The following is a 25572-nucleotide window of genomic DNA, read 5'->3' on the forward strand; positions in this document are numbered from 1 at the left end:
TATAAGGACGGTAAGCGTTAAAGCGAGAAATTAAATAATGCACCAAGCGTTATTGGTTTAGGGGCAGGGTTCACCCTCCGTTAAACCAATCTCAGCTTGGTGCATTTTTTTGTTTATTTACAGATTATCACAGCTAAAACCTTGTTGTTTCAGCGTACGTTTCGCATCTCCATATTCCGGGTTGATCTCATAAAAATGAGCAATCGTACTGGTCCAATCTCTCTCCGTCATCCCCTGCTGCTGCAAGTATTCACGGTGGGTTTGATTATATGCCTCCAGGAGGCCTTGTACATCCGGATTGTATTGCTCCTCATGAAATATAGCTTCCAGCGGCAGCCGCGGCTTCTGAGAAACCTCCTCCGCTGGGTATCCCACGCAGAGACCGACGACAGGGAATACGTACTCCGGCAGCTTCAGCAGTTCAATCACACCTGCTGTGTTGCGGCGTACACCTCCAATAGGAATGATGCCCAGTCCCATGGATTCCGCCGCTGCAATCGCGTTAGACAATGAGATTCCCACATCTGTAGCTCCAACCAAAAGCGCATCCACATCTTTTACGGCTTCAAAAGACTTGCCTTCCAGCTCACTAGCTACTTTAGCTCTATAAAAATCCATGCAAAACACCAAAAAAACCGGTGCTGCCGCTACATGTTTCTGATTTCCGCACAAAACTGAAAGCTGCTGCTTACGCGCAGGATCTTTGATGGCGATTATCGATACCTGCTGTCCATGAACCCATGACGGTGCGGCTTGAGCCGATTCAATCATTGTTTGTAGCTTCTCTGGCTCCACAGGCTGGTTTGAATATTGCCGGAAAGAACGATGATTTTTTAATGTTTGTACCACTTCATTCAAAATGTTAGGCCTCCTTGGTCATTCCAATCCATAGTATGTTAATCATAAACGATCGGATTCGGTACTGCCAATCACTTACGCTACTCTTTTCAAACAAAAAAAATGGACCCGAATCATCGGGTCCCAAAGCAGTATATTTTTAAAAGGGGGTCATGTACTTAGTTTAACCGCACACTGTTAGAGTTTGATAACGGCATTATTTCATTTGTGTAACAATGTGAATACTTTCATTACATCGTCCAAGGAGCCGACTTTGGGCATCACCCGCTCCAGCTTCATACCGTTCTTGAGCATCACACGTTCCGATCTAATATTATCTCCTGTGCAGCGTCCTTCGATCCTTGTTATCCCAAGGGTATGAACACTATAGTTCAAAAACAAACCCACGGCCTCCGTCGCCAGCCCGCATCCCCACCATGCCGGGTCCAGCATATATCCTAAGGTAGCTGTGCCCTCACGGCGGTTCCAATTCTGCAAAGCCACTATACCGATCAACCGCTGCTGCCCCTTTAAATAGATCCCGGCATGCAGCGCACAAGGATCGAAGGCAAATAACATCCGGTTTACCAGCTTCTCCACCTGGGCAGATACTGATCCAGGGCCGGAGCGTACTAGAATATGGCGCTGCACATCTGGATGGGAGAGCAGCTGCCGCAAAGCTAAAACATCCTCAGGCATGATCAGCCTCAGATCTACCGCTAAACCATGTTGTGTCTCTAACAACACTGCTCCATAGGTGCTCATCTTCTCTCCCCTTCCGTGCAGCTAAAATTCCAGCCTAATCAGCTCATGGACCGATGCAGCGTCAGAACCGTTAATTCTGGCCTACACAATAACCGAAAAGGCATGTATGTCTCTCCAAACCCTCTATTCACATACACAGGCATGGCTTTGTCTTCTGTATAATACAATCCATTTATGTATTTAAGTGATCCATAAGGTGTAAATGGCGCACCTATAAAGGGCAGGCGAATTTGTCCGCCATGACTGTGCCCGGAAAGCTGTAGATCAAATGAATAGGCCTGTGCGGTATCCGCATAATCCGGCTCATGCATCAAAAGAACGTTAAAGGTTCCTTCAGGAACACCAGCAATTGCTTTCGCTGGGTCGGGTTTACCGTGTAACAGATCATCCAGACCCGTAACCGCCATAACTGCCCCGCCTCTTTTTAGAAGGTAGGATTTATTCCTTAGCACCCGGAAGCCCGCAGACTCCAGCAGCTCGGTAACCAGCTGAGTATTCTTGTAATCATGATTGCCTAATATCGCAAATTTACCCAATGGCGCACTTAACGCTGCCAGCACCGGTACGGCTTCAACAAGATCCTCAGGATCGCTGTCCACAATGTCACCCGTGAAGCAAATAAGATCCGGTTCAGCTTTACTTATATGTTTAGCGAGCCGGGCCAGATCCCTGGCATCCTTATTAAATCCGAGATGCGTATCACTGAAATGAACAAGCTTCATCCCTGAAAAAGCGGAAGGAAGCTCCTTGAAGCGCAAGTCCAGCTTAGTGACCTCAATCCAGTTTGGCTCCCCCTGCCATGCATATCCGCTTGTAAGCAATCCTGCGCCGATTACAGCAGCCGCACCCCGAGTCAGGAACTGCCGGCGGGTAATTGTAGACTCGCCACCAGAATGCCCCTTAGAGGTGTCCTTGTGGATCTTATCGCCATTCTTATTGGGAGAAGCCCCAGACGATTGTATCTTCATAGGGAGATTCTCCTTTCTTTACCTTTTCCCCGAAAAACAGATGGTCCAAATAATAACTTATATATTATTTCGGGCAGTTAGAACAATCCGGTATTCTTTCTCCGGAGTTTCGCTGTAAGCGCGTGCAATCCCTTTTTTTGCGATTTCTGATTTTTGAACTCGTCTCAGCATAAATGCTACTTCCAGCGTTTTTTCAAAAGGAAACGGTTCAAGCATTAACGTTGACTTATCCTGCCACTCCGCTGTGATGACACGACCTGACGTAAAACTGAAATCTTCAGTACCTGAGAACCCTTCACGCCACCATGGATGCTCCTCTGATTTCGGACACCCCGGCTCATTTAAGGCCAAATACAAGGACAGATCATCGCAGAATTCTAAAAGGCGGGCATCATAATACAGCTCATCTTCCCCAATAGGCTTAGAAGCTTCAAGTTCCCGATGGATACGTGCTCTGCGTTCCTCTTCATGTTCTTGATATAAAGTAAGTTCTGGATAATCGAGTCCCGCTATCTTAATAAGCCGTTCAAAATGCAAGCTGCACAGCAACGCTCCGTACGGTGTGTGTTCCTCGATCTCATCTAATCCACGCTTATAAAAGGTCAACTTAGGCACTACAGGAAAATCAATAAAGGTGTAGGGTGCTTGCTCCGCATCATTCCAGAAAGGGGTCTCATCGAGATCAATCCAGCCCCTATCATGCTGTGCTACTGCCCACAGTACCTCTTCCCGGCGTCCTTCAGTTGGCACATGCTGCTCTTTGAACCCAATGGCCAGCTCTCCGGCAAGTTTCCCGTGATCATGCTGCTTAACCATTACAATTGCTCCATCTTGCTCCCGACAAATCACGATTATTCCTCCTTGTTCCACAGCTAACATTACGTTAACAATGGATATTATAGCATAAATTGGTCAATGTTCTGAACCTGCTCCAGCCCTGCAAGACTTTCCCGCCACAAGCAGATAAGAGAGTCATAACAACATAAAAAAAGCTACCCCCCAGCGAATGGAATCCACTTTGAGGATAGCTCAATAGATAAACATTTGGCGGTACTATTAATTACACACCTAACCAACGTTTGAACATATGCTTCGTTGTTTGCTTGTTAATTTCTGCAATGGATGTCGTAAGAGGTATTCCCTTTGGACAAGCGCGTACACAGTTCTGTGAGTTACCACAGCCATCGATCCCGCCATCCTCCATCAGAGCATCCAATCTTTCGTCAGCGTTCATTTCACCTGTAGGATGAGCATTGAACAGACGTACTTGAGAAATGGCTGCCGGTCCGATGAAATCCGTCTTTTCGTTGACATTCGGGCAAGCCTCCAAACATACGCCACAGGTCATACATTTGGATAATTCATAGGCCCACTGCCGTTTTTTCTCCGGCATCCGCGGTCCCGGTCCAAGATCGTACGTACCGTCAATCGGAATCCATGCTTTCACCCGTTTTAGCGCATTGAACATCCGGGTACGGTCAATGACTAAGTCACGCACCACCGGAAATGTCTTCATAGGCTCAATTCGTACAGGCTGCTCCAGATTGTCTATAAGTGCAGCGCAGGCTTGGCGGGGTTTGCCATTAATCACCATGGAGCAAGCTCCGCACACTTCTTCTAAACAGTTGGAATCCCAGCATACGGGAACTGTGCTGTCACCTTTGGCATTCACAGGGTTACGCTGAATTTCCATCAAAGCACTGATCACATTCATACCTGGACGATAAGGAAGTTCAAATTCCTCGACATACGATGAACTTTGTGGATCGTCCTGGCGGGTGATGATAAACTTTACGTTTTTGGGAGCTGCAGCTGTTTCCGCCATAATGGTTCCCTCCTAAAATTGCCTGATTTTATTTCATGAAGCTTGCCTCGCAAGCTATTCTGTTTCTGGAAAGCATTAATCCTTCGAATAATCGCGTACCCGTGGAGGAATCAGCGAGACATCCACTTCGTCGTAGGAGATTTGTGGACCCTCTGCAGTCCAGGCTGCTTTTGTGGTCTTCAAGAACTCCTCATCATTACGATTCGGGAATTCCGGTTTGTAATGTGCACCACGGCTCTCATTGCGCATAAGCGCTCCAAGTGTCATCGCTTCGGACAGCTCCAGCATATTCCAGAGCTGGCGAGTGAAGGCCACACCTTGGTTATTCCAGCGCGATGCATCATTCATATTGATCTTGCGATAACGCTCCTTAAGCTCTTTGATTTTGCCAATGGTCGCTTCCAGCTTCGGATTGTGCCGCACCACGGTCATATTAGCGGTCATCCATTCGCCCAGTTCCTTGTGAATCACATAAGCATTCTCTGTCCCTGACATTGCCAATAGAGACTCATATTTGTCCGTTTGCTTTTTGTGGAAGCTATCGAATACGGAAGAAGAGATATCCTGCGATGATTTCTTCAGGCCTTTAATGTATTCAACAGCCTTTGGTCCTGCGACCATACCGCCGTAAATAGCAGATACCAGAGAGTTGGCGCCTAGACGGTTCGCTCCGTGATATTGATATTCACATTCTCCGGCTGCAAAAAGACCCGGAACGTTCGTCATTTGATTGTAATCAACCCACATGCCGCCCATAGAATAGTGCACAGCCGGGAAGATCTTCATTGGTATTTTACGGGGATCATCCCCCATGAATTTTTCGTAAATTTCAATAATCCCGCCAAGCTTCACGTCCAGCTCTTTCGGATCCTTGTGAGAGAGGTCCAAATACACCATGTTCTCGCCATTAATGCCCAGCCCTTGATCCACACACACATTAAAAATTTCACGTGTAGCAATATCGCGCGGCACCAAGTTACCGTAGGACGGATATTTTTCTTCGAGGAAATACCACGGTTTCCCGTCTTTATAAGTCCAGATACGGCCGCCCTCGCCACGTGCCGATTCCGACATCAGGCGGAGCTTGTCATCTCCCGGAATAGCCGTTGGGTGAATCTGGATAAATTCTCCGTTGGCATAATGTACGCCCTGTTGATACACCGCACTTGCGGCTGTCCCTGTATTAATAACGGAGTTCGTTGTTTTGCCAAAAATAATACCCGGCCCGCCGCTTGCTAAAATAACAGCATCCGCAGGAAAAGTCTCAATCTCCATCGTCTTAAGATTTTGGGCACTGATGCCGCGGCATACACCTTCGTCGTCGATGATAGCTGAAAGGAACTCCCAGTTCTCGCGTTTAGTTACGAGACCTTCAGCTTCCCAGCGGCGCACCTGCTCATCCAACGCGTACAGCAGCTGTTGGCCTGTAGTCGCGCCGGCAAAAGCTGTACGGTGCCGCTTCGTTCCGCCGAAACGACGGAAGTCGAGCAGACCTTCCGGTGTGCGGTTGAACATAACGCCCATCCGGTCCATAAGGTGAATGATACCTGGCGCAGCTTCACACATCGCCTTAACCGGCGGCTGATTCGCCAAAAAGTCACCGCCATAGACGGTGTCGTCAAAATGCTCCCAAGGGGAGTCGCCCTCACCTTTGGTATTTACAGCGCCATTGATGCCGCCTTGCGCACATACGGAGTGTGATCTTTTTACAGGAACTAATGAGAATAAATGGACATGCGCACCAGCTTCCGCTGCCTTGATGGTAGCCATCAGGCCGGCCAGGCCGCCGCCCACGATAATGATATCGGATGTTGCCATGATAGTTCACTCCTTTTATCGAAAATATCAGAAAGGATTCTTAAATTAAATGAAGGTCTTTATGGACTGGGCAATGGTTGCTGCAGTTTGAAATTCACTGTCACGGAAAGTAACCAGCGAAATCAGGAACATGAAAGTTACTAATACAAATATGCCAAGACAGAGGTAAGAAGATACCCGCTGTGCACGTGGACCTACGGTAATTCCCCAGCTGATCAAGAAAGACCAGAGACCGTTCGAGAAGTGGAAGCATGCAGCAACGATACCGATAATATACAGTGTCAGCAGAAGTGGCTGAGTCACGATATCATGCATCAGACCGCCTAATTCTTCGTGCTCCACATTACCCACCGCCACCTGAACCCGTGTTTGGAACAAGTGCCAGACGATAAAGATGAAGGTAACAATACCTGTAATCCGTTGCAGGGTATAACGCCAGTTTCTTTCAATGTTGAAACGGTTCAAGTTCGGCTTGGATTGATACGCAATATAAAGTCCGTATACCCCATGGTACAGCAGAGGAAGCCATATACCGAACAATTCCAGGAAGAAGACGAGCGGCAGGCTGTTCAGCCATAACACGCTGTCAGTGAAACCGGAAGCGCCACCCTCTACAGCCGCAAAATTCGTCATCATGTGCTCAATGAAGAAGGCTCCAAGTGGGATAACGCCTAGCAAGGAATGAATCTTTCTGGAATAAAATCCTTTCATACAAAGTAACCCCTTTCCGATTAAAACAGCGTTTTCATTAATGGGTATTCACCGCCGGAACTACATTTGACACAGGATAACGTTGACAATCCAATGACATAATTCCTTAATTTACTGTTATCCTAGAGTTTACCGGACTTAGTTTTATTTTTCACAAAATGTGAATATCTTGTGTCACTTTTCATGTTACTCTTTTTTCGCTTATAAGGGAATTGCAATCTAATTATTAAACGTTATACAATAAACGCATAAGAATAGATTTTATATGATAATAATTCTCATTTAGCAAAACAACATTTTCCGACATAACCTGATTTCCCTTATGTAATAAGAACAGTTACTCTTACGGCTATGAATTTCATCACTACTGATCGTACATCGCATTAGGAGAGGAACTCAATTATGTTTGACGATTTAGATGTTTTTGCAGCAGTTGTGGAACATTCCAGCTTAAACCGGGCCTCACGCCAGCTCAATCTATCCCAGCCCGCCTTGTCTCGCAAAATTTCTAAACTCGAGGAACGTCTGGGGGTCGCACTGTTTAATCGTTATGGCAAACGACTGGAGTTAACCGAGGTTGGGCGTCTCACTTATTCCTATGCGCTTGAACAACGGCAGCAGCGTTCGAAGTTTCTGGAGGCTCTTTCCAAATTCAAAGAGGGGGAGCCAAGGCTTGTCACCTTGGGGGCTAGTCTTACCTCCCTGCAGACCACGCTTCCGCCGCTGGTAAACGCTTATATGGACAAATATCCGACCGCAGAGCTGAAGCTGATCACAGGCCGAACGCATGAGATCGTATCCTCAGTTAGTGAGGGAAAATCAGATGTAGGTCTGATCGCTTCCTCTATTCAAGAACCTGGGTTGCGCTGCATTTCTCTATTTGAGGATCAACTGCGACTAGTCGTCTCAGAGCAGCATCCTTTAAATTTATCTTCCAAGCTAACCATGGATAATCTATCCCGGCTGCCTATGATTCTCTTCTCAAAGGGGACCTGGTACCGGCGTCTGACGGACGATCTATTCCAGCGCTGCGGGATTGATCCCGATGTGCGCATGGAGATTGACTCCTTCGAAGCCATCGTACGGCTGCTTCCGACTGTCAAAGCGGCTGCGTTGCTGCCAAAGTCTTATCTGCGTCCAGAGCTGCTGAACGGCGGCGGGCTGGTGTCCTTACATATCAAGGAGCTGGAACAGACTCAACGGACCACCTGCCTGATCTACCGTGACGATGGAAGCATGAGCACGGCGGCTCGCAGTCTGGTGCAAGTTACCGAAGAGATGTTTCTGACAGAACGTGAGCAGTAAAGCCGGACCAAATGAATCAAGGGGCGCACCTAGTGATCTCCAAATGAGGCAATAAGTGAAGTACTTATAGCGTAATTAGGGAATTTCTCCCTGAAGTTCAGAGATTTCTGTTCAGCAGACTTAAAATTAGGGAAAACTTCCCTAATTTTCGGCCGATTCAGTAACTAATAAAGGAATCCCTCTGTTTATTAGGGAGGAATTCCCTAATGTCGTTCATTTAGAGCGAATAGTGGCTATTTTCAGGGAGTTTTTCCCCAACTAGTTTAAAACCCACTCTGTACATCGCACAAACAAAGAACACATATCGCTTTTCGCCACACATATTTCACCGTCACAGATACCACAAATCATCTAATTGCAAGCCGTACGATAACCACACCTAGCAAGTCGCGCACCGACCAAACCAACATTATAGAACACTACGCATGGTCCATAGTCATATGGCATATTAAAATCCAATACGTTTCCTACTCTTTACTCCATAAAAAAGAAGCTGCCCCCAAGTAGAATTCACTACTTTTGAGTCAGCTTCTTTTCCTATGATTCTTGGTTCACAACTTCACTCTCAAAACGGTCAATACTTTCATTAGGACCAATGAGTACCATAACATCGCCTTCACTCAAATAATCATGGGCAGTTGGAGCGACGATTATTCCGCTTTCCCTATTTAGGGCAACAATACTGCAGCCATATTTAGCTCTTGTATTTAAATCAGACAAGCTTCTGCCGTTCATGCAGGACGGTACGGTCAGCTCGACAATTTTATAATCCTTGGACAGTTCAATATAATCCAGCAAATTGGGCGTCACCAGCTGATGTGCCACACGAATCCCCATATCCCGCTCCGGAAAAATAACCCGATCAACCCCCAGCCGCGACAGTGCGCGGCCATGAAGGATAGAGATTGCCTTAGCCACCACTTGCTTGACTCCAATCTCCTTCAACAAAATGGCCGCCAGAATGCTTCTCTCCATATTGTCACCAATCGCAACAATCCCACAATCAAAGTTCCGTACACCAAGCGAGCGCATAATTCCCTCATCTGTAGCATCTGCTACTACCGTATGCGTCAGCTGATCGCTCATTTCCTCCACGCGTTCTTCATGGTGGTCAATGCCGAGCACCTCGTAGCCCATTTCCATCAGCTCAAGCGCCAGGCTTGAACCGAAGCGACCTAAGCCGATTACTACAAATTGCTGTGCTTTCATTTCTAATTAACTCCTATCCAATAATTATTTTACCTTCCGGATACTTATACAGTGGTTTACCCTGTTTGGGACCGAGTGCATACGCTAAGGTTAGTGGACCTAGCCGACCTGCAAACATCGTCAGACAGAGTAGAATCTTACCGATCGCTGACAGTTCCGGAGTTAGCCCCATAGTCAGTCCTACCGTAGCAAAGGCGGAGGTCGTCTCAAACAAGATTGCCAAGAAATTACTGTCTTCAGTTGTGGAGAGTATCATCGACACAGAGGCGATTAACAACAAAGCCAGCAGCGTGATCGTTAATGCCTTGTAGATGCGCTCTTGAGCCAGCCGATAACGGAACAACACAACATCTTCCCGTCCACGCAGCATAGCAATTACAGCACCAATCATCATCGTAAAGGTTGTTGTCTTAATCCCCCCGCCCGTTGAGCCCGGAGAAGCACCAATAAACATAAGAATCACTATAAAAAATTGTGTAGCCTGCCGAAGTCCAGCAATATCTACTGTGTTCGCGCCAGCCGTACGGGGAGACACGGATTGAAAGAAGGCCGATAATATTTTACCGCCGAAATTCAGTGAACCCAGGGTACGAGTGTTAGTAAACTCAAATATAAAAATAACCAAAGCTCCGATCAGAATCAGCCCTGTGCTGGTGGACAAGACAACTTTACTATGTAGAGACAGCCTGCGGGTTACCCGAAACTCCACCAGATCTGACATTACAATAAAACCAATCCCGCCGGAGACAATCAGAAACATCACAATAATATTCACAAGCGGATCATATACATAATCAGTTAAACTGCGAAAATCCCCAAAAATATCGAACCCCGCATTATTAAACATAGACACCGCATGAAATATGCCATAATAAATCGCTTTTCCCAACGGCATATCAAAAGCCCAGCGAATAGACAACAGCACAGCGGCACAGCCTTCTATGACAAGAGAATATATGAGGACTCTCCGGATCAGTCGCACAATTCCTTCCATAGAGCCTTGATTCATGGCTTCCTGTAGGATTAGCCTGTCCCGCAAAGATATTTTACGCTTTAACACCAGTGAAAATAGAGTGGCCATGGTCATAAAACCTAAGCCGCCGATCTGGATCAGGATCATAATTACGGTTTTCCCAAAAATCGTGAACGAAGTTCCGGTATCCAGCACAACAAGCCCTGTAACACAGGTTGCCGACGTTGAAGTAAATAATGCATCAATAAATTCCACGGAATTCCCGCTTGTGCTTGAGATGGGCAGCATAAGCAGCAGGGCCCCTATCAGAATGATCGATGCAAAACCAAGCACCAGTATCTGCGGCGGCGAGAGCTTCAGAAACTTAAATTCAGAAATCCTGCGAAACTGTGAAGCCACTTTGCTCACCTTCTTATCAAAAATTCCAACAAAAAAAGCACTGGAAAACCAATGCTGACTTGGTTCCTGCAGTAAATTAGCCTACGAGGTTAGCTGTCGGATTCGGACTGTGCAGGCTGCCCTATTCGTTCCCAGAACGAAATTCACCCCTGATGAAAGTGCCATTTATCGTGTACACTCCACTTTTCATCACTTCTTATGGTTCCCCCGTTTTCACCAGAAATTCGGCTACTATACAATTGCATACAAATTATATACGTTATTTAGTGAATTCACAAAGACACAATTAATGCTCATTCACATGAAAAAATGCGGTTTAAAGAGACTGCATCAAAAGGAGTGCCTTTTCTCATCACTTTTCCGTGTTTTCCCTGCAATTACACCGATTCTCATCATTCGTGCAGAAATGAACACGATAAAATTCATGGTATAAATTCACATGACTATTCTATACTATCTCTATTACCCATAAAAAGAACATATAATGTTTTTTGTAACCAACCAGGCACTAATACTATAATGGAACATAACATTGTCAGTACATAACAAGGAGGCGTTACATGAATCCCGTCGGCCAGCCCTTACAGCAACGTGCCCTCTCCAAGAGGCTCATCATCTCGGGCATTATCGGTCTTATTCTATTTATTATGTTTCAGATTTCCCCTTCACTGCTTAGCAGCCCTACAGGTGAAGATACCACCGTCATTAGCAAGGCAGAAGCCCGTGACCAAGCCATATTATTTGCAGAACAAAAGCTCAACTACACCGAAGCACCAAACGATCAATGGAATGTACTTTACCAGACGGACTCTTCCTTTTATGGTTATATGTCTCGCGAGAAGCTTGTGGAGGACTACACCAAGAAAAAATTGGATCAAAAATATCCTTTTGATGTCTTTCGGGCAACGCTTACTCCTTCAGCGGAGCAAGAGCCGCAAATCATCGTTGACCTCAATATGTATACCGGTAAGATTGTCGCTTTCTCAAAGGCTGCAAAAGTTACCTCCGAAGAGGGGTCAGGCATCGCTTCCGTTGGTGCAAAAGAGGACAAGGGAGCTGACCTCACTCTAGCGCAGAAGGAGAATCTTGCTCGTCCTTGGCTTCAGGAATGGGAAGTAAATCCTGCCAAGCTACAAATTGAATCGAATACAGGAAGCCATGGGCTAGTGTATACGGATAGTACTGTTCAGGTCGGCGAATCCTTATTGCACTATTATTTTGATTTCATTGGAGAGCAGGTATCCAGCTTTAATGCCGGATTCACTGCACCAGCTTGGCATACCTCCTACGTACAAGGACAGACCTCTTTAGCGGAAAAGCTAACATTATTCGGTTACGGTATACCCACACTGATTTTAGGAATTCTGGCACTCGTCTACAGTATTCTTAGAAGAGAGCATACTTCCTTTAAACGTGGAGTATTCCTAAGCTCAGCCTATTTTGTAATCATGATGATCAGCACCTATAATATGCTGCCTGAATCAACGGGCGAAGGGCTAGAAGCACAGATTACCTCTGTCATTATGTTTATCATTTATGCTTTGTACAGCCTGCTGATGTCCTCCTTGCTCTACTTCTCTTTAGTGGGCGGTAATGGCCTATGGCGAAAAGAGGAAGGCATGAACCCTTGGCCCCGCGCCAAAGAGCCCGGCTATGGACAATATGTGTTGGACAGTATCCGGGCTGGATACATCTGGGCTTTCGTTCTGCTAGGGGTGCAGACGGTTATGTTCATCATATTATCGTTTACCTTGCACAATTGGTCTACTACAGACGCCACCCAATCTCCTTATAACATGAGATATGCTTGGCTTCTGCCTATCGTCGCATGGCTCGCTGGTTTATCTGAGGAAGCCATTTATCGCTTTTTCGGAATTCCTATGCTGAAAAAGGTGTTCCGGAACACTTTTATCGCTTGCTTGATCACCACGCTGGTTTGGGCGTTTGGCCATACGTTATATCCGATCTATCCCATCAGCTCCCGTCCCATTGAGCTGACTGTAATCGGGCTACTGTTCAGCTATATTTTCCTTCGTTACGGGTTTATTGCTGTCATGTTCAGCCATGTCGTGTTTGACAGCATCCTGATGGGCGCTACGCTGATCTTTATGAAGGAGAGCGTAAATGTAGGCGCGGGTATCTTCGCGATTATTATGCCGTTCATAGTCGCTTACATCATCTATCGATTTAATCCACCACAGAAGCCTAAGCCGGTGGAGTCTTCTTCTTTGATTTAAACTAATGTGAAGACGTAATGAAATTAAAAAAGGGCATCAAAGCCGCTTTAGTCGCTGCTTTGATACCCTTTTTCTTTTGTCACCATTGCTATGAGGTTGGCTCTTCATCCTTGAGCGCATCAAGAATTTGTTTTGCCAGCTTTTCTCCAATAGAAAGTGTACGGAAATCATCCACGGAGGCTTCTTTAATTTTCTTAAGCGATCCGAAATGCTTTAGCAGCGCTTTACGGCGCTTCTCACCTATACCAGGTATAGAGTCCAGCTTGGAGGTAACCATGGACTTCCCGCGCTGTTCACGGTGGAAGGTGATCGCGAACCTATGGACCTCATCCTGAATCCGCTGCAAAAGGTAAAATTCCTGACTGTCCCGGGCTAGCGCGACAGGCTCTGGCGGATCTCCAACCAAAAGCTGAGCCGTCTTATGCTTATCATCCTTAACAAGGCCGCAGACCGGAATGAATAATCCCAGCTCATTCTCCAGAATATCAATAGCAGAGGAGATTTGCCCTTTCCCTCCATCGACCACGATAAGATCCGGTATCGGAAGATTCTCCTTCAATACCCGCTCATATCGCCGCCGAATGACCTCGCGCATCGTTCCATAATCATCCGCACCCACCACCGTACGAACCTTATATTTACGGTACTCTTTTCGTGCAGGCTTACCATCAATGAAGACAACCATCGCTGAGACCGGATTAGTCCCCTGAATGTTCGAGTTATCGAACGCCTCAATACGGCTCAAGCGTTCAAGCCCCAAGCTCTCGCCTAAGCTGATCGCTGCTCCAGAGGTACGCTCTTCATCCCGTTCAATCAGCCGGAATTTCTCGTCGATAGCCACTCTTGCATTTTGGCAAGCCATGCCAACCATCTGCTTCTTAAGACCGCGTTGTGGCACAAGCACCTTAATGCCCAGCCACTCCTGCAGAATGGAGGCGCCGCCAGCGGCATCCACGATCCCAGCTGCCGCAGCTTCCTCCGCCGCCGTCGCACGTGCCTCAGCCTCTTCAGCCGATTCAGGAGTATCTTCACCCTGTTGTAAATCCGCTTCTGCTGGAGCAGCTATGGCGATCTCGGGTTTAGTCTCTTTATTAGCCAGAGATTCCTCATCGAGCACATCCGGCAGCAGGATCTCCTGCGGCAAAGCGGGATTATCACTATAATACTGCGTCACATAAGACATAAAGTCACTGTAGGCTTCACCATAGAACGGGAACACGGAGGAATGGCGCTGAATCATCTTCCCTTGTCTCATGTACAGAATCTGTACACACATCCATCCCTTGTCTACAGCATAACCAAATACATCCCGGTCCTTAGTATCTGTAGTGTTGATCTTCTGCTTCTCCATCAATGCATCGATATGGATAATCTGATCCCGCAGTTCCTTCGCCCGCTCAAAATATAATTCCTCAGCTGCTTCCTGCATTTTTTGCTGTAAATCCTTTTTAACCGCCTCATGACCTCCGCCTAGAAAAGCAGCGATGTCCTGCGTAATCTGCTCATACTCGGATTTCTGAACCTCCTTCTCACACGGTGCCAAACACTGGCCCATGTGATAGTAAAGACAGACCTCCTTTGGCATCACGCCGCATTTACGAAGCGGGTACATACGATCTAGGAGCTTTTTTGTCTGCTGAGCAGCATAAGCATTAGGATAAGGGCCAAAATATTTTGCTTTATCTTTAATCACCCGGCGTGTAACCTCAAGGCGCGGGTGAGTTTCATTCGTTATTTTTATATAAGGAAACGTCTTGTCGTCTTTCAAAAGCACATTATAACGCGGCATATGTTTCTTAATCAGATTACACTCTAGAATGAGCGCTTCCATGTTACTGGACGTAACGATGTATTCGAAATCAGCAATATTAGCGACAAGCCGCTGCGTTTTACCATTATGACTGCCTGTAAAATAAGAGCGTACCCGATTCTTAAGTACCTTCGCTTTGCCCACATAAATAATAGTGCCTTCCTGATTCTTCATCAGATAGCAGCCAGGCAGATCGGGTAGTAGTGCCAGTTTATTGCGGATATTGTCCAAAATGATCCCCTCCAGCTAAATTGGACCCATGATTAGTTGGCATTCAGCACACAAAACGCCTCCGGAATGAACCGAAGGCGCTGAGTGGCAGGGCCGAGGCCCGAACAGTAGCATCTATCAATTATTGATGTTTTGCTACGATATTTTTCAGGGATTCTTTGGAGTTCAGTCCCACAACTTTATCTACCGGTTGACCATCTTTGAAGAAGATCAGAGTTGGGATACTCATAACACCAAAACGGGAAGCCGTTTCCGGATTCTCATCCACATTCAATTTTGCAATTTTCACGTCGTCTCCCAGCTCTGTGGACAATTCATCCAAGATTGGAGCGAGCATTTTACAAGGACCACACCAAGGAGCCCAGAAGTCTACTACTACAGTACCTTGACCTTCCACTTCGTTACTGAAGGATTGGTCAGACACGTTCACGATAGCCATGATATTGTTCCTCCTTTAAGTTTTGCGAAGCATTACGCACATCTTAAGCCAAAGCTTAGTTCATGGAAGCTGCTCCGTAATATGAGTTAATAAATTGTTTCATGTAATATGATAACCAAATTACCACTTACCGACACATTACAAGTATAACATATCTTTATGGGATATGTGAAATATCACTCGCAATTATATTGCCTTCAATGTATTTTTTTTGCGTACTCTTTTCTTTACAACCTCCCCAGCATTTCGGTATACTTAAAGAAAGCGCATTAATTGTCAATGACTTATTTCATAAACTAATGTCAATTTGCATCTAATAATACAGGGCTTGTCCCTGTAAGGAGGCAGAAACTATGGATGTTAACGCGCAAGTACGGGACCCACGAGAACATATCAACGAAGAACCCCGCAATGATCTTGGGGATTTAATGACCGGATTTTTCGGAATGACCACGTTTATGACGGTTGTCTTTTTCGGAATGGTCATCCTTAAGTTTATTCTCTCGGAGTAAAGGAATCATCGCACAATAAAAAGAAGCTGTCTCAAAAGTAGTGAATGCTACTTATGGGGCGGCTTCTTTTTTTGGAATAATGAGGGAAAACATCCCTGATTATAGCCGATATTTGCTATAAATGAACGGAATCAGGGAATTCCTCCCTAATAATCGGGAGAATATCTGTTTTCGCTGACGAATCAGTTCATTTTTAGGGAGACTTTCCCTAATTATCGATCAGATTCAGTATGCCCGCCAGATGCTGCAACCCGAAAGTGTGTTTGAACAAGTGAAAAACAATCAGGACTTAAGGCGATCCTGCTTCGTAGCAGGGAAAAAGCGGCGTTTGAGTTCGAATAACTAAAAAAAACGAAGAGCAGCGATCCTCCAATAAAAGAGGAATCACTGCTCTTTTGAATTTTACATTATGAATATTCCAGGCTTATCTATTGGCCCCTCGTTGATTTTCCCCATGCAGTGGAAGAACATCCACAAAAGGAGCAATGCGATCCATTAGTCGTTGGCCTTTATAGACCTCTTCACCATCTTTGCTCGTAAAGCTAAGATGTTTCTCCAAGCCATCCAACGGATAATTCGAGGTGTAGAAGGTTGGTTTGCGGTTCATCCGATAATTCAAGATCGCCCCAAGTACATGATCACGAGCCCAAGGATTCAAATTTTCCGCACCAATGTCATCAAAAATAAGTAAATCGCAGTTTTTCATCGTATCAACAGTTTCCTTCATCTTCTGGCCATCCATCATGATCGATTTCAAGTCCTCTATAAAGTCCGGCATGTATACGATCACTCCGGTATATCCAGTAACAGCAAGCTCATGCAGTAAATAACACATCAAAAAAGTTTTGCCTGTTCCGAAAGAGCCATGTAAATAAATGCCGCGTGAAGTCAGGCCTTCCTCTTTAACATTCGTGATATAATCAAATATTTTATTCACAGCCGAGACCCGGCGCGGGTCTTTGCCCATAATATCTATCTCATCATAACCGCCGTTAAGTACACGCTCGTCCACATAAAAGCTACGAATACGTTTGCGGATGTTATCCTGATTATCTTGTGCCACTTTAAGCCGGCATGCCGTCTTGCGTTCATATAGATCCACTGAACCATTCACAGTTTCTACCGTTAGTTTACTATAATGGCCAGGAAAATCATTTGGACACTTCTCTAGTCCTGGGCAGTTCGCACAGTTTCGGCTTTCCTCTACATATTGATACAGGCGACTCATATGAAGCCGCAGTCGTGATTCGTCCAGTTCAGGATGTTCGGACTGTAATGCCTTCACAAGTGGATGATTGAATAACCCCTGTTCAAGATCGCGTTGACGCTGCCGTAGAGTTGGATTGTTGATCGAACGAAGTACATCGCCCATAGACTCCATTGTTCCACCTCTCTTTCATTAAGGCGTTTGCGATACGCCTTTTTTCTTACTGGCCTTAATTTCTGCCGCTTTCTTCATCATCGCCGCGAATTCCTCTTCCGATACTGTTCCGGCACTTCCATCATCCAGCACAATCGGAATTTCCGGTTTATTGGAGCGGCCTGTATTTTTGGCATAAGAACGTGATCGTGTTCCTCCAGCCGTATTAGCCGTTGTCCCCTTGCCCTTCACTTTGGACTGATCTCTAATATATCTTACAGCCTTCTCGTAGGTGTTCACTTGTTTAACCAGCATATTGGAGGCGATAGCCTCTACAAAATTGCGGTTCATCCGCTGTTCTCCACCCGAGGCTACCATAGTCATTAAATAATGAATGAGTACATTAATTACTTCACCGCTCAGCTTATAGTTCAGATCTATTTTCTCGAACATATCCATCAGATGGCTGGGTACTGCACCCGGGAAAAAGGTTTGTAGCAGTCTTGTATAAGGTTCGTTTCGCAGCATCATATTATATTGGTGAATGTCACACTTGGACAAAAATTGTGGCGGTACTTCTACATAAAACTCCATCTCTACTGATTGCTCTGGTGGTGCTATAGAATCATCATTCTCTTCGGTCGCACTGGACCGGATAGAAACAACTTTCGCAGCTGCAATTTCACGTTTTTCCTGTCGTTTCATATCTTGCCTGAAATGTTGGCTCGCTTTATATTGCAACGCATCCAGCATGACCTCGCCCTCCGGTGAGAACACTCCATCCTCATCCAGCAAACGACATAAATCCTGCGGACTCAGTTCGTATTTATGAGCAACATAGTTAATTACACCCATTTGAGTATGGTCAAAGCGCAGTTTTTCTACATGAGCCCGATTCACAGATTCCCGTGGAAAACGCAAAATAATGTCACTATATCCGATTGCCTGCTCTCCGGATTCAAGCGTGCCGGGCTGTCGAACAGAGGCTACCTCTGCCAAAGCTTGCTCCAGCTCATAATCAATGACATGTGTATTAAGTTGAAAAATATCATAAAAAGGCACGGAAATATTCTCTTTGCCTATAGATCTGCGACTCCACTCTTCCGGCTCGCGATTCCAGAACTGTTCCCGTAAGGACAGCACAGCAAATTTGCCAATCTTATCACGTAACAGCAAGGTTAAATGCTGAGTGGCAAAAAAGTCGGCTGGCGATAGCGGCGGCATTAGCTCATATTCATATAAATAATCATCTGTTTCCGGCACATAGATTCGACAGGTCTGCAACAGACCCACTGCTTCTAACCGGGAAGCCTGATCAATTAAATATTTGCGGCCTTTCTCATTGGGTTCAACACCCAAAGTCATAAATAGCCTGCGCTGTTGCTCCACTCCAGAATAGCCAATGCTATCTGCTGGCACATGTTCAACCAGCAAGCGATAGAAACTGATTGCAAAGGCTCCTACCATAGGTTGATATACAGAGCTAAGCATACGTCCATCTATAACACTAAGACCAAATTCGCGGGAAACGCAGTACCGATGATGTTCGGTGAAATGATGTAAGTTACTCATCCGCATCTACGGATACCCCCTTGTTTACACGAATTCATACAGGATTCTATTCTATCACAAATTAACATAGCGAAAATGTAAATAAAATCCCAATTTCGACTCTTTTCGCAATATAATCAACTTCTTCTTACGAATATCTACCTCTATTAAACAAGAAGAAACGGCTTCGCCGACCTCTAAAGAGGAAGGTATCCCGTTTCTCGCAGAAATATAAGACTGATTCATAACATAGGCTCTTTCAAATCTTTAAAACATCTTGTAACCGCCAAAGCGCAGCTTTTGAATGGTCCATCCACTAAGTATAGCACCTGCAAGACCAGCGACACCTGTAAGATAATCAACAAAGTGGAAACTGGAGAGATGCTCCCAGAGCGACATCGCGTTTCTATCCCAAATAGAATAGATTACGACGGGTAGAATAATAAGTACGAATAGATAAGCGGGAAACCAGGTTGTCTTCATTAACATGTTAAGAATAAAGCCGATACCAAACATCATCACAAAGAATAAAACGGCTAGGATAAACACTGGAATAAATCCCATCTTACCGTCTCCACCCCTTTCTATAAAGAAGCGCACATCTTTTACAAGCTAGTAGTAAGTTTACTAGAAAAAATGTCACGAAGCAATGAACTTTATTCAAATTCACGCACTAATTCGCACACTTAGAGGATGCCTCCGTTTGCTCTTGGCGGCTTGATTGCGATACAATGCAAGTAGATTAATCAGATCATACATAGCCTATGAAGCAGATGCTTCGTAAGACTAAGTTTATGCTTCAATTGCGAGTTTTACGCGATGTTATTTCAGCGAGGCTTATGCTTCGTAAAACTAAGCGTATGCTTTCGAAGCAAGTTTTACGCGATGTTATTTCAACGAGGCTTATGCTTCGTAAAACTTTTAAGGAGTGAGATCATGATCGAAGCCGCTTTGACACTGGAAGGCTGGTATGCACTGCATGACTTCCGCTCTCTGAACTGGACCGCTTGGACGGCAGCAGATGATGAAGAACGTGCCGTTGCCCTGGAAGAACTACATGCTTTTATGCAGGAATGGAACCCTGTTGAGGAAGCTAAAGAAGGCAGCACCGCAGTATACTCCATAGTGGGCCAAAAGGCTGATTTTGTAATGATGTTTTTGCGCGAAAGCCTAGAAGCTTTGAACCAGCTTGAGACCGCCTTTAACAAAATCGCTTTTGCTCAATATACAACCAAAGCTTATTCATATGTAAGTATTGTTGAATTAAGCAACTACGCTGCTGGTGGCAGTGGCAGCGACGGCAGCGACCCTATGCAGAATCCGCATGTTGCCGCACGTTTAAAGCCTATTTTACCGCAAGCGAAACACATTTGTTTCTATCCTATGAACAAAAAACGCGAGCTTGCCGATAACTGGTACATGCTTGATATGGACAAACGCCGGGAGCTCATGGCTTCACACGGGTTAATTGGACGTTCATATGCAGGTAAAGTGAAGCAAATTATCACCGGCTCCGTCGGTTTTGATGACTGGGAATGGGGCGTGACTCTGTTCGCTGAAGATGCACTGCAATTCAAAAAGCTGGTATACGAAATGCGTTTTGACGAAGTAAGTGCTCGCTACGGCGAATTCGGACCTTTTTATGTCGGCAATCTGCTGACTGAAGAATCTTTTGAAGAAATGCTCAAGCTGTAACAACAAAAAAAGGGTGTGTTTCCAGTTCGCATGGAGACACACCCTTTTTAACTGCCATATTATTAGATTAAGACACCGAAGTTCCTGAATCCTCGTCTTCGTTATCCTCATCATCTTCACGTAAACTTTCCAGATATTCAGCCGTGGCCCGATCCCGAGCGCGCCCTTTATCCTTCAGGCGTTCGATACCAGGGAGAATGAGCAGATCAATTTCCTTCTGAACGATATAAGCCAGATCATATTGGTTCTGATCCTCCAGATAAGATCCAACCTCTATCAGTCCGTTATAACGGTCCAATTCTTCCCGAGTCAGCAGTCCGCGTACCTGTACGCTGCAATGGCGCATCTTATAAGAATCTTCCTTTTTTCAGAACCAGCGGAATTCCGCCGATAATGAACAAGTAGCGCATATCTACAACTTTTTTCAACTGAGCTGCAGTCCAGCCCTTGTAAGTTTTGCTGCCTACTACAGCGATTCCTTGGCCTTTGCCTAGGGAAGCTACGGTTCCTTTATTGCTGAATGCGAATTTCTTCGGCTGTTGATTGCGGATTGCCGCCACCAAATTATGCGCACAGCATTCACCCTGCTGCATAGCAATTTGAGCGGTTGGCGGGTAAGGGCGTCCTTCCGGATTAATCATAAGGGAGCCATCACCAATAATGAAGATATTCTCTTGGCCCGGTGCACGTAGATATTCATCTACCTTCACGCGCCCACGCATAGCTTCAAATCCGGCAGCCTCAATAAGACGATTGCCACGGATTCCGCCTGTCCAAATAATTGTGGAGGCTTTGATTTCTTCGCCTGATGCCAGAATTACCCCGTTTGGCAGACACTCCTTGATCGCAACACCCATCTTGAAGGTAACTCCCTTTTTGGTGAGCAAGTCCATCGCATACTCAACAAGCTCAGGAGCAAAACCAGGCAGTGCTGTCGGAGCAGCCTCTACGTTATATATATTAACCATACTTGGATCAACGTCATATTCTTTACACAGTCCAGGGATACGGTCAGCTAATTCAGCTACAAATTCGATACCGCTAAAGCCGGCACCACCGACAACAAAATTAATATGCTCCTGAGCATTGTTCTCGTTCTTGTACTTAGCGAATTGATATTCAATATGCTCGCGAATTAAACGAACGGAATTGATGCTCCGGATTGTCAGTGCGTATTTATCAAGTCCAGGAATACCAAATGTTTCAGGCTCTCCACCTAAAGCAATGACAAGATAATCGTACGATAGGGTACCATCCTCCAAAATAATCTTTTTCTGCTGAGTACGAATTTCCTGAACAGATGACTTCACGAGGTCGATCTTGAATTCATCGATTAGTTTCGAAATGGACACCCGAGTGTGTTCAATACTGTCCGTACCCGCCGCAGGCATATGTAGATGGGTAGTAAAATAGTGGTACTCGTGACGGTTTACAAGCGTGACATCCGCTTCATTATAATTCAAAGCCTTCTGCAAGCGCTGTGCGGTCAAAATACCCCCATAGCCCGCGCCTAAGATAACGATTTTGGGAATACTACTCATGTTCCGGCTCCTTCCAAGAGGTAAATCTGTCTTTGTATTTTTTATTGAAACAATGTACGGTCCTTTTTGTGAATTTATACACTTATATTTAGAAGAAATTCCAATCAAACTTGAAGCATTTCTAAATTGACCATATCCATTGTAAACCTTAGTGTAGCATTAATCAAACATTAAAATACTAAAAAACGTCACACTTTTATTGACTTCTAAAGTCTTTCTTTGCAGGTATGTGTCACAATGATTATAATAAGTAGGTACACAAGTATGGCAAAATGAATATATCAACTCGGAGGTGTAATATCCCGTGACCCAAGAGCAATCCAGCGTTCCTATGAGCGACCTTTTAATCATAGGTGGCGGGCCAGCTGGCATGTTTGCCGCATTTTACGGCGGAATGCGTCAGGCATCAGTAACCCTTATTGAAAGTATGCCCCAATTGGGGGGACAACTTGCTGCCCTTTATCCAGAAAAATACATTTATGATGTGGCAGGTTTTCCAAAAGTAACAGCACAAGAATTGGTCGACAACCTGTCTCGGCAAATGGATATGTTCCAATCCAATATCCGGCTGGAGGAGAAAGTGATTTCTGTTCAAAAACGGGACGAACGTCATTTTGTGGTTACAACCGATGTAGCCGAATACCACAGTAAGGCGATCATCATTACAGCTGGTGTAGGTGCATTTGAACCTCGTCGTTTGGAATTACCCAACGCTGGACGTTTTGAAAAAGCAAACCTCCATTATTTTGTAAATGATCTAAATGCCTTTAAAGATAAAAAAGTTCTGATCAGCGGTGGCGGTGACTCTGCAGTTGACTGGGCGCTCATGCTGGAACCCATCGCTGAACAGGTAACCCTGATTCACCGCCGGGATAAATTCCGTGCGCATGAACATAGCGTTGAGAACCTGATGGCTTCCAAGGTTAACGTAGTTACCCCTACTGAAATTACAGAGCTGCATGGTGATGAGTTCATTACCAAGGTTACATTGTCAAATATCAAGACCAAAGAAACTCAAGAAATTGAAGTGGACAGCGTTATTGTTAACTTCGGATTCATCTCTTCCCTAGGTCCTATTGCCGAATGGGGTATTGATATTGAGGGGAACTCCATTGTTGTTGACTCGCGTATGGAAACAAGCATTCCAGGCATTTTTGCTGCCGGCGATATCACAACTTATCCTGGTAAGCTGAAGCTGATTGCTGTAGGATTTGGCGAAGCTCCAACGGCTGTGAATAATGCTAAGGTGTACATTGATCCAGAAGCGAAGCTTTCACCGGGTCACAGCAGTAATATGAAACTCTAATCTATTAACACAATAAAAAAGGGTATTCTTACAGACCTGTTGATAACAGCCTGTGAGGATACCCTTTTATGTTTGTTTGTGCCTCGCGGTTTTATATATGTAGCCTGCTACAAAGTTATCCTTTGCGCTTTTTAATGAAGAACCGCATGTACTGGAGAGTGTAAGTTTCGTTTGCGAATTTCAACGAGTAGAAGAGCGATGAAATCATGCTCTAGTTGCAGCTCTATTGCTCTATGGTAAGAGTCAAGCAGCATCTCATCCGACAATTCAACCATAAACTTCATCTACCTTTCCTTTATTTGGATCTGAATCTATCATATCAAACTATCATTTTTCGAACAAGCGTTCGCGTTATCCACAAGTACATGTGGAAATCCTGTGTATAAAATGTGTGTAAGCGTTATAAAGGTACTAGCTACACAGTGGACTATGGGGATAATAGTTATACACAGGATTGAACCACTTGTATACAGCTAAAAATATATTTTTATTGTAAATAAATTACAATGTTATTTACCCCAAAAGAACGCAACTAAACGCAATTTTATCTTACTACTCTATTATCGTCAATTCTTAAAATAATTGTTAATTTATTGAGGTCTTGTATTAACCTCCAAAATCCATATTTTCCCCGAATAATCCACAGCATAATCAAAGCCCAGCTCACCTATTCCCGGAAAATGCCGTTCCATAATTCCGATACATACATGGGTTAGTCTCCGCATTTCTGCTTTCTTCGCTGAAGCTTTAATCCGCGGCAACGATCTACGAAGTCCTTCACGACATGATAGCATCGTTCCCCCTTTACAAAGATTGGTTACGAACAGACCTGGCCGAGCCAATCTCCCTACCATGGAGCGAAATTCCCAAACCTCACCATTCTTAACTACTTTGACCCGATAATCAATAGGCCGTCCACCGATTCTCGCCAGGGAAATCCCTTGTTGAATCAAATATCTGCGTCTTGCCTTCACAGTATTAAGCGCACGTCTCATGGATCCAAAATCCTTGTAAATTCGAGTTCTGTCCATATAGGTGAATCCATAACCGCGACTATCCCGAAAAACTTTGATTACACCGTAACCTCCGCCACCCACAATAGGTTTAATGACAACATTTCCATATCTACGAAGCATTGCCAGGAGCGTTTCTGCCCTGTACCCCCTCGTCATTGGGATATAGGGTGCAACCCGAGCGTCGGTCAGCAACGCCTCTGTCTTCAGCCACTTACTGGCCAATTGTCTTCCTGCCATCGTCCTTTCCCTCCCTTCACAATCCAGCCTACCCTATACATTACTCAGAGAAGGTCTCGCCCTCTTGTATGATTGTCCGTGTAAGATGCCGCTCTTAGCAAAAAGGGCTTAGTGTTTAGCACAGCATCAGTCGACAGCGACAGGGTACAACCGCGGATTTTGTAGATTCAGTTCTCAAGAAATTCGACATCATTATCTTAATGGATGAGTTCACTATAACTAGAATAATCTTCAAAATCGTTGTATTATTAATAGCGGTTACATTTTCAATTTCTACTATTATAGTGAGTACTAACAGAATCACTAAAAAGCACAGCGCGGGGAGGGCTCAGAATGGCACAGTTTTTTGAGGTTTTATATTGGGTGGCTATGCTTGGGATGTCCATTGTATTGGCTGGAACGACTATACTGATCTGCGCCATTGGCTTTAAATTTATTAAAGACAAACGCAGAGCACTGGGTACGGGCTGTATCGCCTTCTCCCTTGGAGCTGCAGCACTCATCGTATTTATGATTAATTACAAGTTTATTATTCCAGCCTAATGTACGCAGGGACTGCCTATAAACAGCTTATTTCTATGCACAGACGGTCCGACCATCGCAAAAAACAACAGAGCAGCGATTCTCCAGTTATGTGGAGAATCGCTGCTCTGTGTTTTTAAACAATAGCTATCTGCTTCAACAGTGTCGTTAACCCATGAGCATTTCGGACCCAGATGACGTTATTTGCAGATTTTCAACCTTTGAGGCGTGGTTTCGGACTCCAGTGACACTATCGCTTAGAAAGAGCTTCATATTTACTGATTTTCATAGCAATAGCGGCAATG

Annotated in this window: 24 protein-coding genes and 1 riboswitch; of the genes, 6 read left to right on the top strand and 18 right to left on the bottom strand. The window is 45.1% G+C overall.

What is annotated here, in order from left to right; translation table 11 throughout:
• Positions 1–117: 117 nt before the first annotated feature.
• From MHI25_RS25890 to MHI25_RS25920, 7 genes are all read right to left on the bottom strand, one after another.
• Positions 118–849, bottom strand: a complete 732-nt coding sequence (locus MHI25_RS25890; protein WP_254847707.1) for an NADPH-dependent oxidoreductase — start codon at positions 847–849, stop codon at positions 118–120.
• A gap of 210 nt (positions 850–1059) precedes the next feature.
• Entirely contained in the window at positions 1060–1602 is a 543-nt protein-coding gene (locus tag MHI25_RS25895; RefSeq protein WP_076184756.1) for a GNAT family N-acetyltransferase, read from the bottom strand.
• A gap of 38 nt (positions 1603–1640) precedes the next feature.
• The gene (locus tag MHI25_RS25900; RefSeq protein ID WP_340394585.1) at positions 1641–2570 is read right to left on the bottom strand and encodes a metallophosphoesterase; all 930 of its coding nucleotides are present in this window, start codon (positions 2568–2570) and stop codon (positions 1641–1643) included.
• A gap of 57 nt (positions 2571–2627) precedes the next feature.
• Entirely contained in the window at positions 2628–3419 is a 792-nt protein-coding gene (locus MHI25_RS25905; protein ID WP_340394586.1) for a DUF3891 family protein, read from the bottom strand.
• A 211-nt stretch (positions 3420–3630) separates the two neighbouring features.
• A complete protein-coding gene (gene sdhB, locus MHI25_RS25910; protein WP_036679800.1) occupies positions 3631–4395 on the bottom strand; it encodes a succinate dehydrogenase iron-sulfur subunit in 765 nt (254 codons plus the stop codon).
• A 75-nt stretch (positions 4396–4470) separates the two neighbouring features.
• Complete coding sequence (sdhA, locus tag MHI25_RS25915) at positions 4471–6213, bottom strand: succinate dehydrogenase flavoprotein subunit (protein ID WP_076127961.1); 1743 nt, start codon at positions 6211–6213, stop codon at positions 4471–4473.
• Positions 6214–6258: 45 nt separating this feature from the next.
• On the bottom strand, positions 6259–6924 hold the full coding sequence (locus MHI25_RS25920; protein WP_036679804.1) for a succinate dehydrogenase cytochrome b558 subunit: 666 nt from the start codon (positions 6922–6924) through the stop codon (positions 6259–6261).
• A gap of 402 nt (positions 6925–7326) precedes the next feature.
• Here MHI25_RS25920 and MHI25_RS25925 point away from each other — a divergent pair, with 402 nt between their 5' ends.
• Positions 7327–8229: a LysR family transcriptional regulator gene (locus MHI25_RS25925; RefSeq protein WP_036679806.1), complete on the top strand. Its 903-nt coding sequence runs from the start codon at positions 7327–7329 to the stop codon at positions 8227–8229.
• Between the two features lie 537 nt (positions 8230–8766).
• Here the strand turns inward: MHI25_RS25925 and MHI25_RS25930 are convergent.
• Both MHI25_RS25930 and MHI25_RS25935 read right to left on the bottom strand, forming a co-directional pair.
• The gene (locus tag MHI25_RS25930) at positions 8767–9438 is read right to left on the bottom strand and encodes a TrkA family potassium uptake protein (protein WP_036679808.1); all 672 of its coding nucleotides are present in this window, start codon (positions 9436–9438) and stop codon (positions 8767–8769) included.
• Positions 9439–9451: 13 nt separating this feature from the next.
• Positions 9452–10810 carry a TrkH family potassium uptake protein gene (locus MHI25_RS25935; protein WP_249267754.1) on the bottom strand — a complete coding sequence of 453 codons (1359 nt, stop codon included), beginning with the start codon at positions 10808–10810 and terminating at the stop codon, positions 9452–9454.
• 64 nt (positions 10811–10874) lie between these two features.
• Positions 10875–11050: riboswitch (cyclic di-AMP (ydaO/yuaA leader) on the bottom strand.
• A gap of 320 nt (positions 11051–11370) precedes the next feature.
• On the opposite strand from MHI25_RS25935, the gene MHI25_RS25940 reads away from it, so the two are divergent.
• Positions 11371–13047, top strand: coding sequence for a CPBP family intramembrane glutamic endopeptidase (locus MHI25_RS25940; protein WP_340394587.1), 1677 nt, complete (start codon positions 11371–11373; stop codon positions 13045–13047).
• An 88-nt stretch (positions 13048–13135) separates the two neighbouring features.
• Here MHI25_RS25940 and uvrC read toward each other — a convergent pair whose 3' ends face one another.
• Together uvrC and trxA are read right to left on the bottom strand one after the other, a co-directional pair.
• Positions 13136–15088 carry an excinuclease ABC subunit UvrC gene (gene uvrC / locus MHI25_RS25945; protein ID WP_282580007.1) on the bottom strand — a complete coding sequence of 651 codons (1953 nt, stop codon included), beginning with the start codon at positions 15086–15088 and terminating at the stop codon, positions 13136–13138.
• A gap of 121 nt (positions 15089–15209) precedes the next feature.
• Positions 15210–15527, bottom strand: a complete 318-nt coding sequence (trxA, locus tag MHI25_RS25950) for a thioredoxin (protein ID WP_036679814.1) — start codon at positions 15525–15527, stop codon at positions 15210–15212.
• A gap of 353 nt (positions 15528–15880) precedes the next feature.
• Here trxA and MHI25_RS25955 point away from each other — a divergent pair, with 353 nt between their 5' ends.
• Positions 15881–16039 (top strand): YqzM family protein, encoded by a 159-nt coding sequence (locus MHI25_RS25955; RefSeq protein WP_094902239.1) that lies wholly within the window; start codon positions 15881–15883, stop codon positions 16037–16039.
• Between the two features lie 424 nt (positions 16040–16463).
• Here MHI25_RS25955 and dnaI read toward each other — a convergent pair whose 3' ends face one another.
• The 3 genes from dnaI to MHI25_RS25970 form a co-directional block, all read right to left on the bottom strand.
• Positions 16464–17420 (bottom strand): primosomal protein DnaI, encoded by a 957-nt coding sequence (gene dnaI / locus MHI25_RS25960; protein ID WP_076304903.1) that lies wholly within the window; start codon positions 17418–17420, stop codon positions 16464–16466.
• Positions 17421–17438: 18 nt separating this feature from the next.
• Positions 17439–18977 (bottom strand): DnaD domain protein, encoded by a 1539-nt coding sequence (locus tag MHI25_RS25965; RefSeq protein ID WP_076184760.1) that lies wholly within the window; start codon positions 18975–18977, stop codon positions 17439–17441.
• A 240-nt stretch (positions 18978–19217) separates the two neighbouring features.
• Positions 19218–19514 carry a YuiB family protein gene (locus MHI25_RS25970; protein ID WP_036685224.1) on the bottom strand — a complete coding sequence of 99 codons (297 nt, stop codon included), beginning with the start codon at positions 19512–19514 and terminating at the stop codon, positions 19218–19220.
• Between the two features lie 372 nt (positions 19515–19886).
• On the opposite strand from MHI25_RS25970, the gene hemQ reads away from it, so the two are divergent.
• Positions 19887–20645: a hydrogen peroxide-dependent heme synthase gene (gene hemQ / locus MHI25_RS25975; protein WP_340394588.1), complete on the top strand. Its 759-nt coding sequence runs from the start codon at positions 19887–19889 to the stop codon at positions 20643–20645.
• Between the two features lie 67 nt (positions 20646–20712).
• Here the strand turns inward: hemQ and MHI25_RS25980 are convergent, their stop codons facing one another.
• Both MHI25_RS25980 and MHI25_RS25985 read right to left on the bottom strand, forming a co-directional pair.
• Complete coding sequence (locus tag MHI25_RS25980) at positions 20713–20991, bottom strand: hypothetical protein (RefSeq protein ID WP_036685228.1); 279 nt, start codon at positions 20989–20991, stop codon at positions 20713–20715.
• A gap of 1 nt (position 20992) precedes the next feature.
• A complete protein-coding gene (locus MHI25_RS25985; protein ID WP_036685230.1) occupies positions 20993–22186 on the bottom strand; it encodes an NAD(P)/FAD-dependent oxidoreductase in 1194 nt (397 codons plus the stop codon).
• Positions 22187–22517: 331 nt separating this feature from the next.
• Here MHI25_RS25985 and MHI25_RS25990 point away from each other — a divergent pair, with 331 nt between their 5' ends.
• A complete protein-coding gene (locus MHI25_RS25990) occupies positions 22518–23492 on the top strand; it encodes an NAD(P)/FAD-dependent oxidoreductase (protein ID WP_076128050.1) in 975 nt (324 codons plus the stop codon).
• Positions 23493–23623: 131 nt separating this feature from the next.
• On the opposite strand, the gene sda is transcribed toward MHI25_RS25990, so the two are convergent.
• Both sda and MHI25_RS26000 read right to left on the bottom strand, forming a co-directional pair.
• On the bottom strand, positions 23624–23767 hold the full coding sequence (gene sda, locus MHI25_RS25995) for a sporulation histidine kinase inhibitor Sda (RefSeq protein ID WP_036685584.1): 144 nt from the start codon (positions 23765–23767) through the stop codon (positions 23624–23626).
• 315 nt (positions 23768–24082) lie between these two features.
• Complete coding sequence (locus MHI25_RS26000; protein ID WP_076127972.1) at positions 24083–24745, bottom strand: YheC/YheD family protein; 663 nt, start codon at positions 24743–24745, stop codon at positions 24083–24085.
• 333 nt (positions 24746–25078) lie between these two features.
• Here MHI25_RS26000 and MHI25_RS26005 point away from each other — a divergent pair, with 333 nt between their 5' ends.
• Entirely contained in the window at positions 25079–25288 is a 210-nt protein-coding gene (locus MHI25_RS26005; RefSeq protein ID WP_036685233.1) for a hypothetical protein, read from the top strand.
• Positions 25289–25572: the final 284 nt, after the last annotated feature.

Source organism: Paenibacillus sp. FSL E2-0177, assembly GCF_037992975.1.
GTDB lineage: Bacteria > Bacillota > Bacilli > Paenibacillales > Paenibacillaceae > Paenibacillus_AQ > Paenibacillus_AQ odorifer.

Excerpts from the sequence above, each read along its gene's own strand:
- MHI25_RS25955 (WP_094902239.1), top strand. The coding sequence starts at position 15,881 with ATGGATGTTAACGCGCAAGTACGGGACCCACGAGAACATATCAACGAA.
- MHI25_RS26000 (WP_076127972.1), bottom strand. The coding sequence starts at position 24,745 with ATGGCAGGAAGACAATTGGCCAGTAAGTGGCTGAAGACAGAGGCGTTG.
- sdhA (WP_076127961.1), bottom strand. The coding sequence starts at position 6,213 with ATGGCAACATCCGATATCATTATCGTGGGCGGCGGCCTGGCCGGCCTG.
- MHI25_RS25895 (WP_076184756.1), bottom strand. The coding sequence starts at position 1,602 with ATGAGCACCTATGGAGCAGTGTTGTTAGAGACACAACATGGTTTAGCG.
- MHI25_RS25930 (WP_036679808.1), bottom strand. The coding sequence starts at position 9,438 with ATGAAAGCACAGCAATTTGTAGTAATCGGCTTAGGTCGCTTCGGTTCA.
- MHI25_RS26005 (WP_036685233.1), top strand. The coding sequence starts at position 25,079 with ATGGCACAGTTTTTTGAGGTTTTATATTGGGTGGCTATGCTTGGGATG.
- MHI25_RS25920 (WP_036679804.1), bottom strand. The coding sequence starts at position 6,924 with ATGAAAGGATTTTATTCCAGAAAGATTCATTCCTTGCTAGGCGTTATC.
- sdhB (WP_036679800.1), bottom strand. The coding sequence starts at position 4,395 with ATGGCGGAAACAGCTGCAGCTCCCAAAAACGTAAAGTTTATCATCACC.
- MHI25_RS25900 (WP_340394585.1), bottom strand. The coding sequence starts at position 2,570 with ATGAAGATACAATCGTCTGGGGCTTCTCCCAATAAGAATGGCGATAAG.
- hemQ (WP_340394588.1), top strand. The coding sequence starts at position 19,887 with ATGATCGAAGCCGCTTTGACACTGGAAGGCTGGTATGCACTGCATGAC.
- MHI25_RS25980 (WP_036685228.1), bottom strand. The coding sequence starts at position 20,991 with ATGCGCCATTGCAGCGTACAGGTACGCGGACTGCTGACTCGGGAAGAA.
- MHI25_RS25940 (WP_340394587.1), top strand. The coding sequence starts at position 11,371 with ATGAATCCCGTCGGCCAGCCCTTACAGCAACGTGCCCTCTCCAAGAGG.
- MHI25_RS25985 (WP_036685230.1), bottom strand. The coding sequence starts at position 22,186 with ATGAGTAGTATTCCCAAAATCGTTATCTTAGGCGCGGGCTATGGGGGT.
- MHI25_RS25970 (WP_036685224.1), bottom strand. The coding sequence starts at position 19,514 with ATGGGATTTATTCCAGTGTTTATCCTAGCCGTTTTATTCTTTGTGATG.
- dnaI (WP_076304903.1), bottom strand. The coding sequence starts at position 17,420 with ATGGAGTCTATGGGCGATGTACTTCGTTCGATCAACAATCCAACTCTA.
- trxA (WP_036679814.1), bottom strand. The coding sequence starts at position 15,527 with ATGGCTATCGTGAACGTGTCTGACCAATCCTTCAGTAACGAAGTGGAA.
- MHI25_RS25990 (WP_076128050.1), top strand. The coding sequence starts at position 22,518 with ATGAGCGACCTTTTAATCATAGGTGGCGGGCCAGCTGGCATGTTTGCC.
- MHI25_RS25925 (WP_036679806.1), top strand. The coding sequence starts at position 7,327 with ATGTTTGACGATTTAGATGTTTTTGCAGCAGTTGTGGAACATTCCAGC.
- sda (WP_036685584.1), bottom strand. The coding sequence starts at position 23,767 with ATGGTTGAATTGTCGGATGAGATGCTGCTTGACTCTTACCATAGAGCA.
- MHI25_RS25965 (WP_076184760.1), bottom strand. The coding sequence starts at position 18,977 with ATGCGGATGAGTAACTTACATCATTTCACCGAACATCATCGGTACTGC.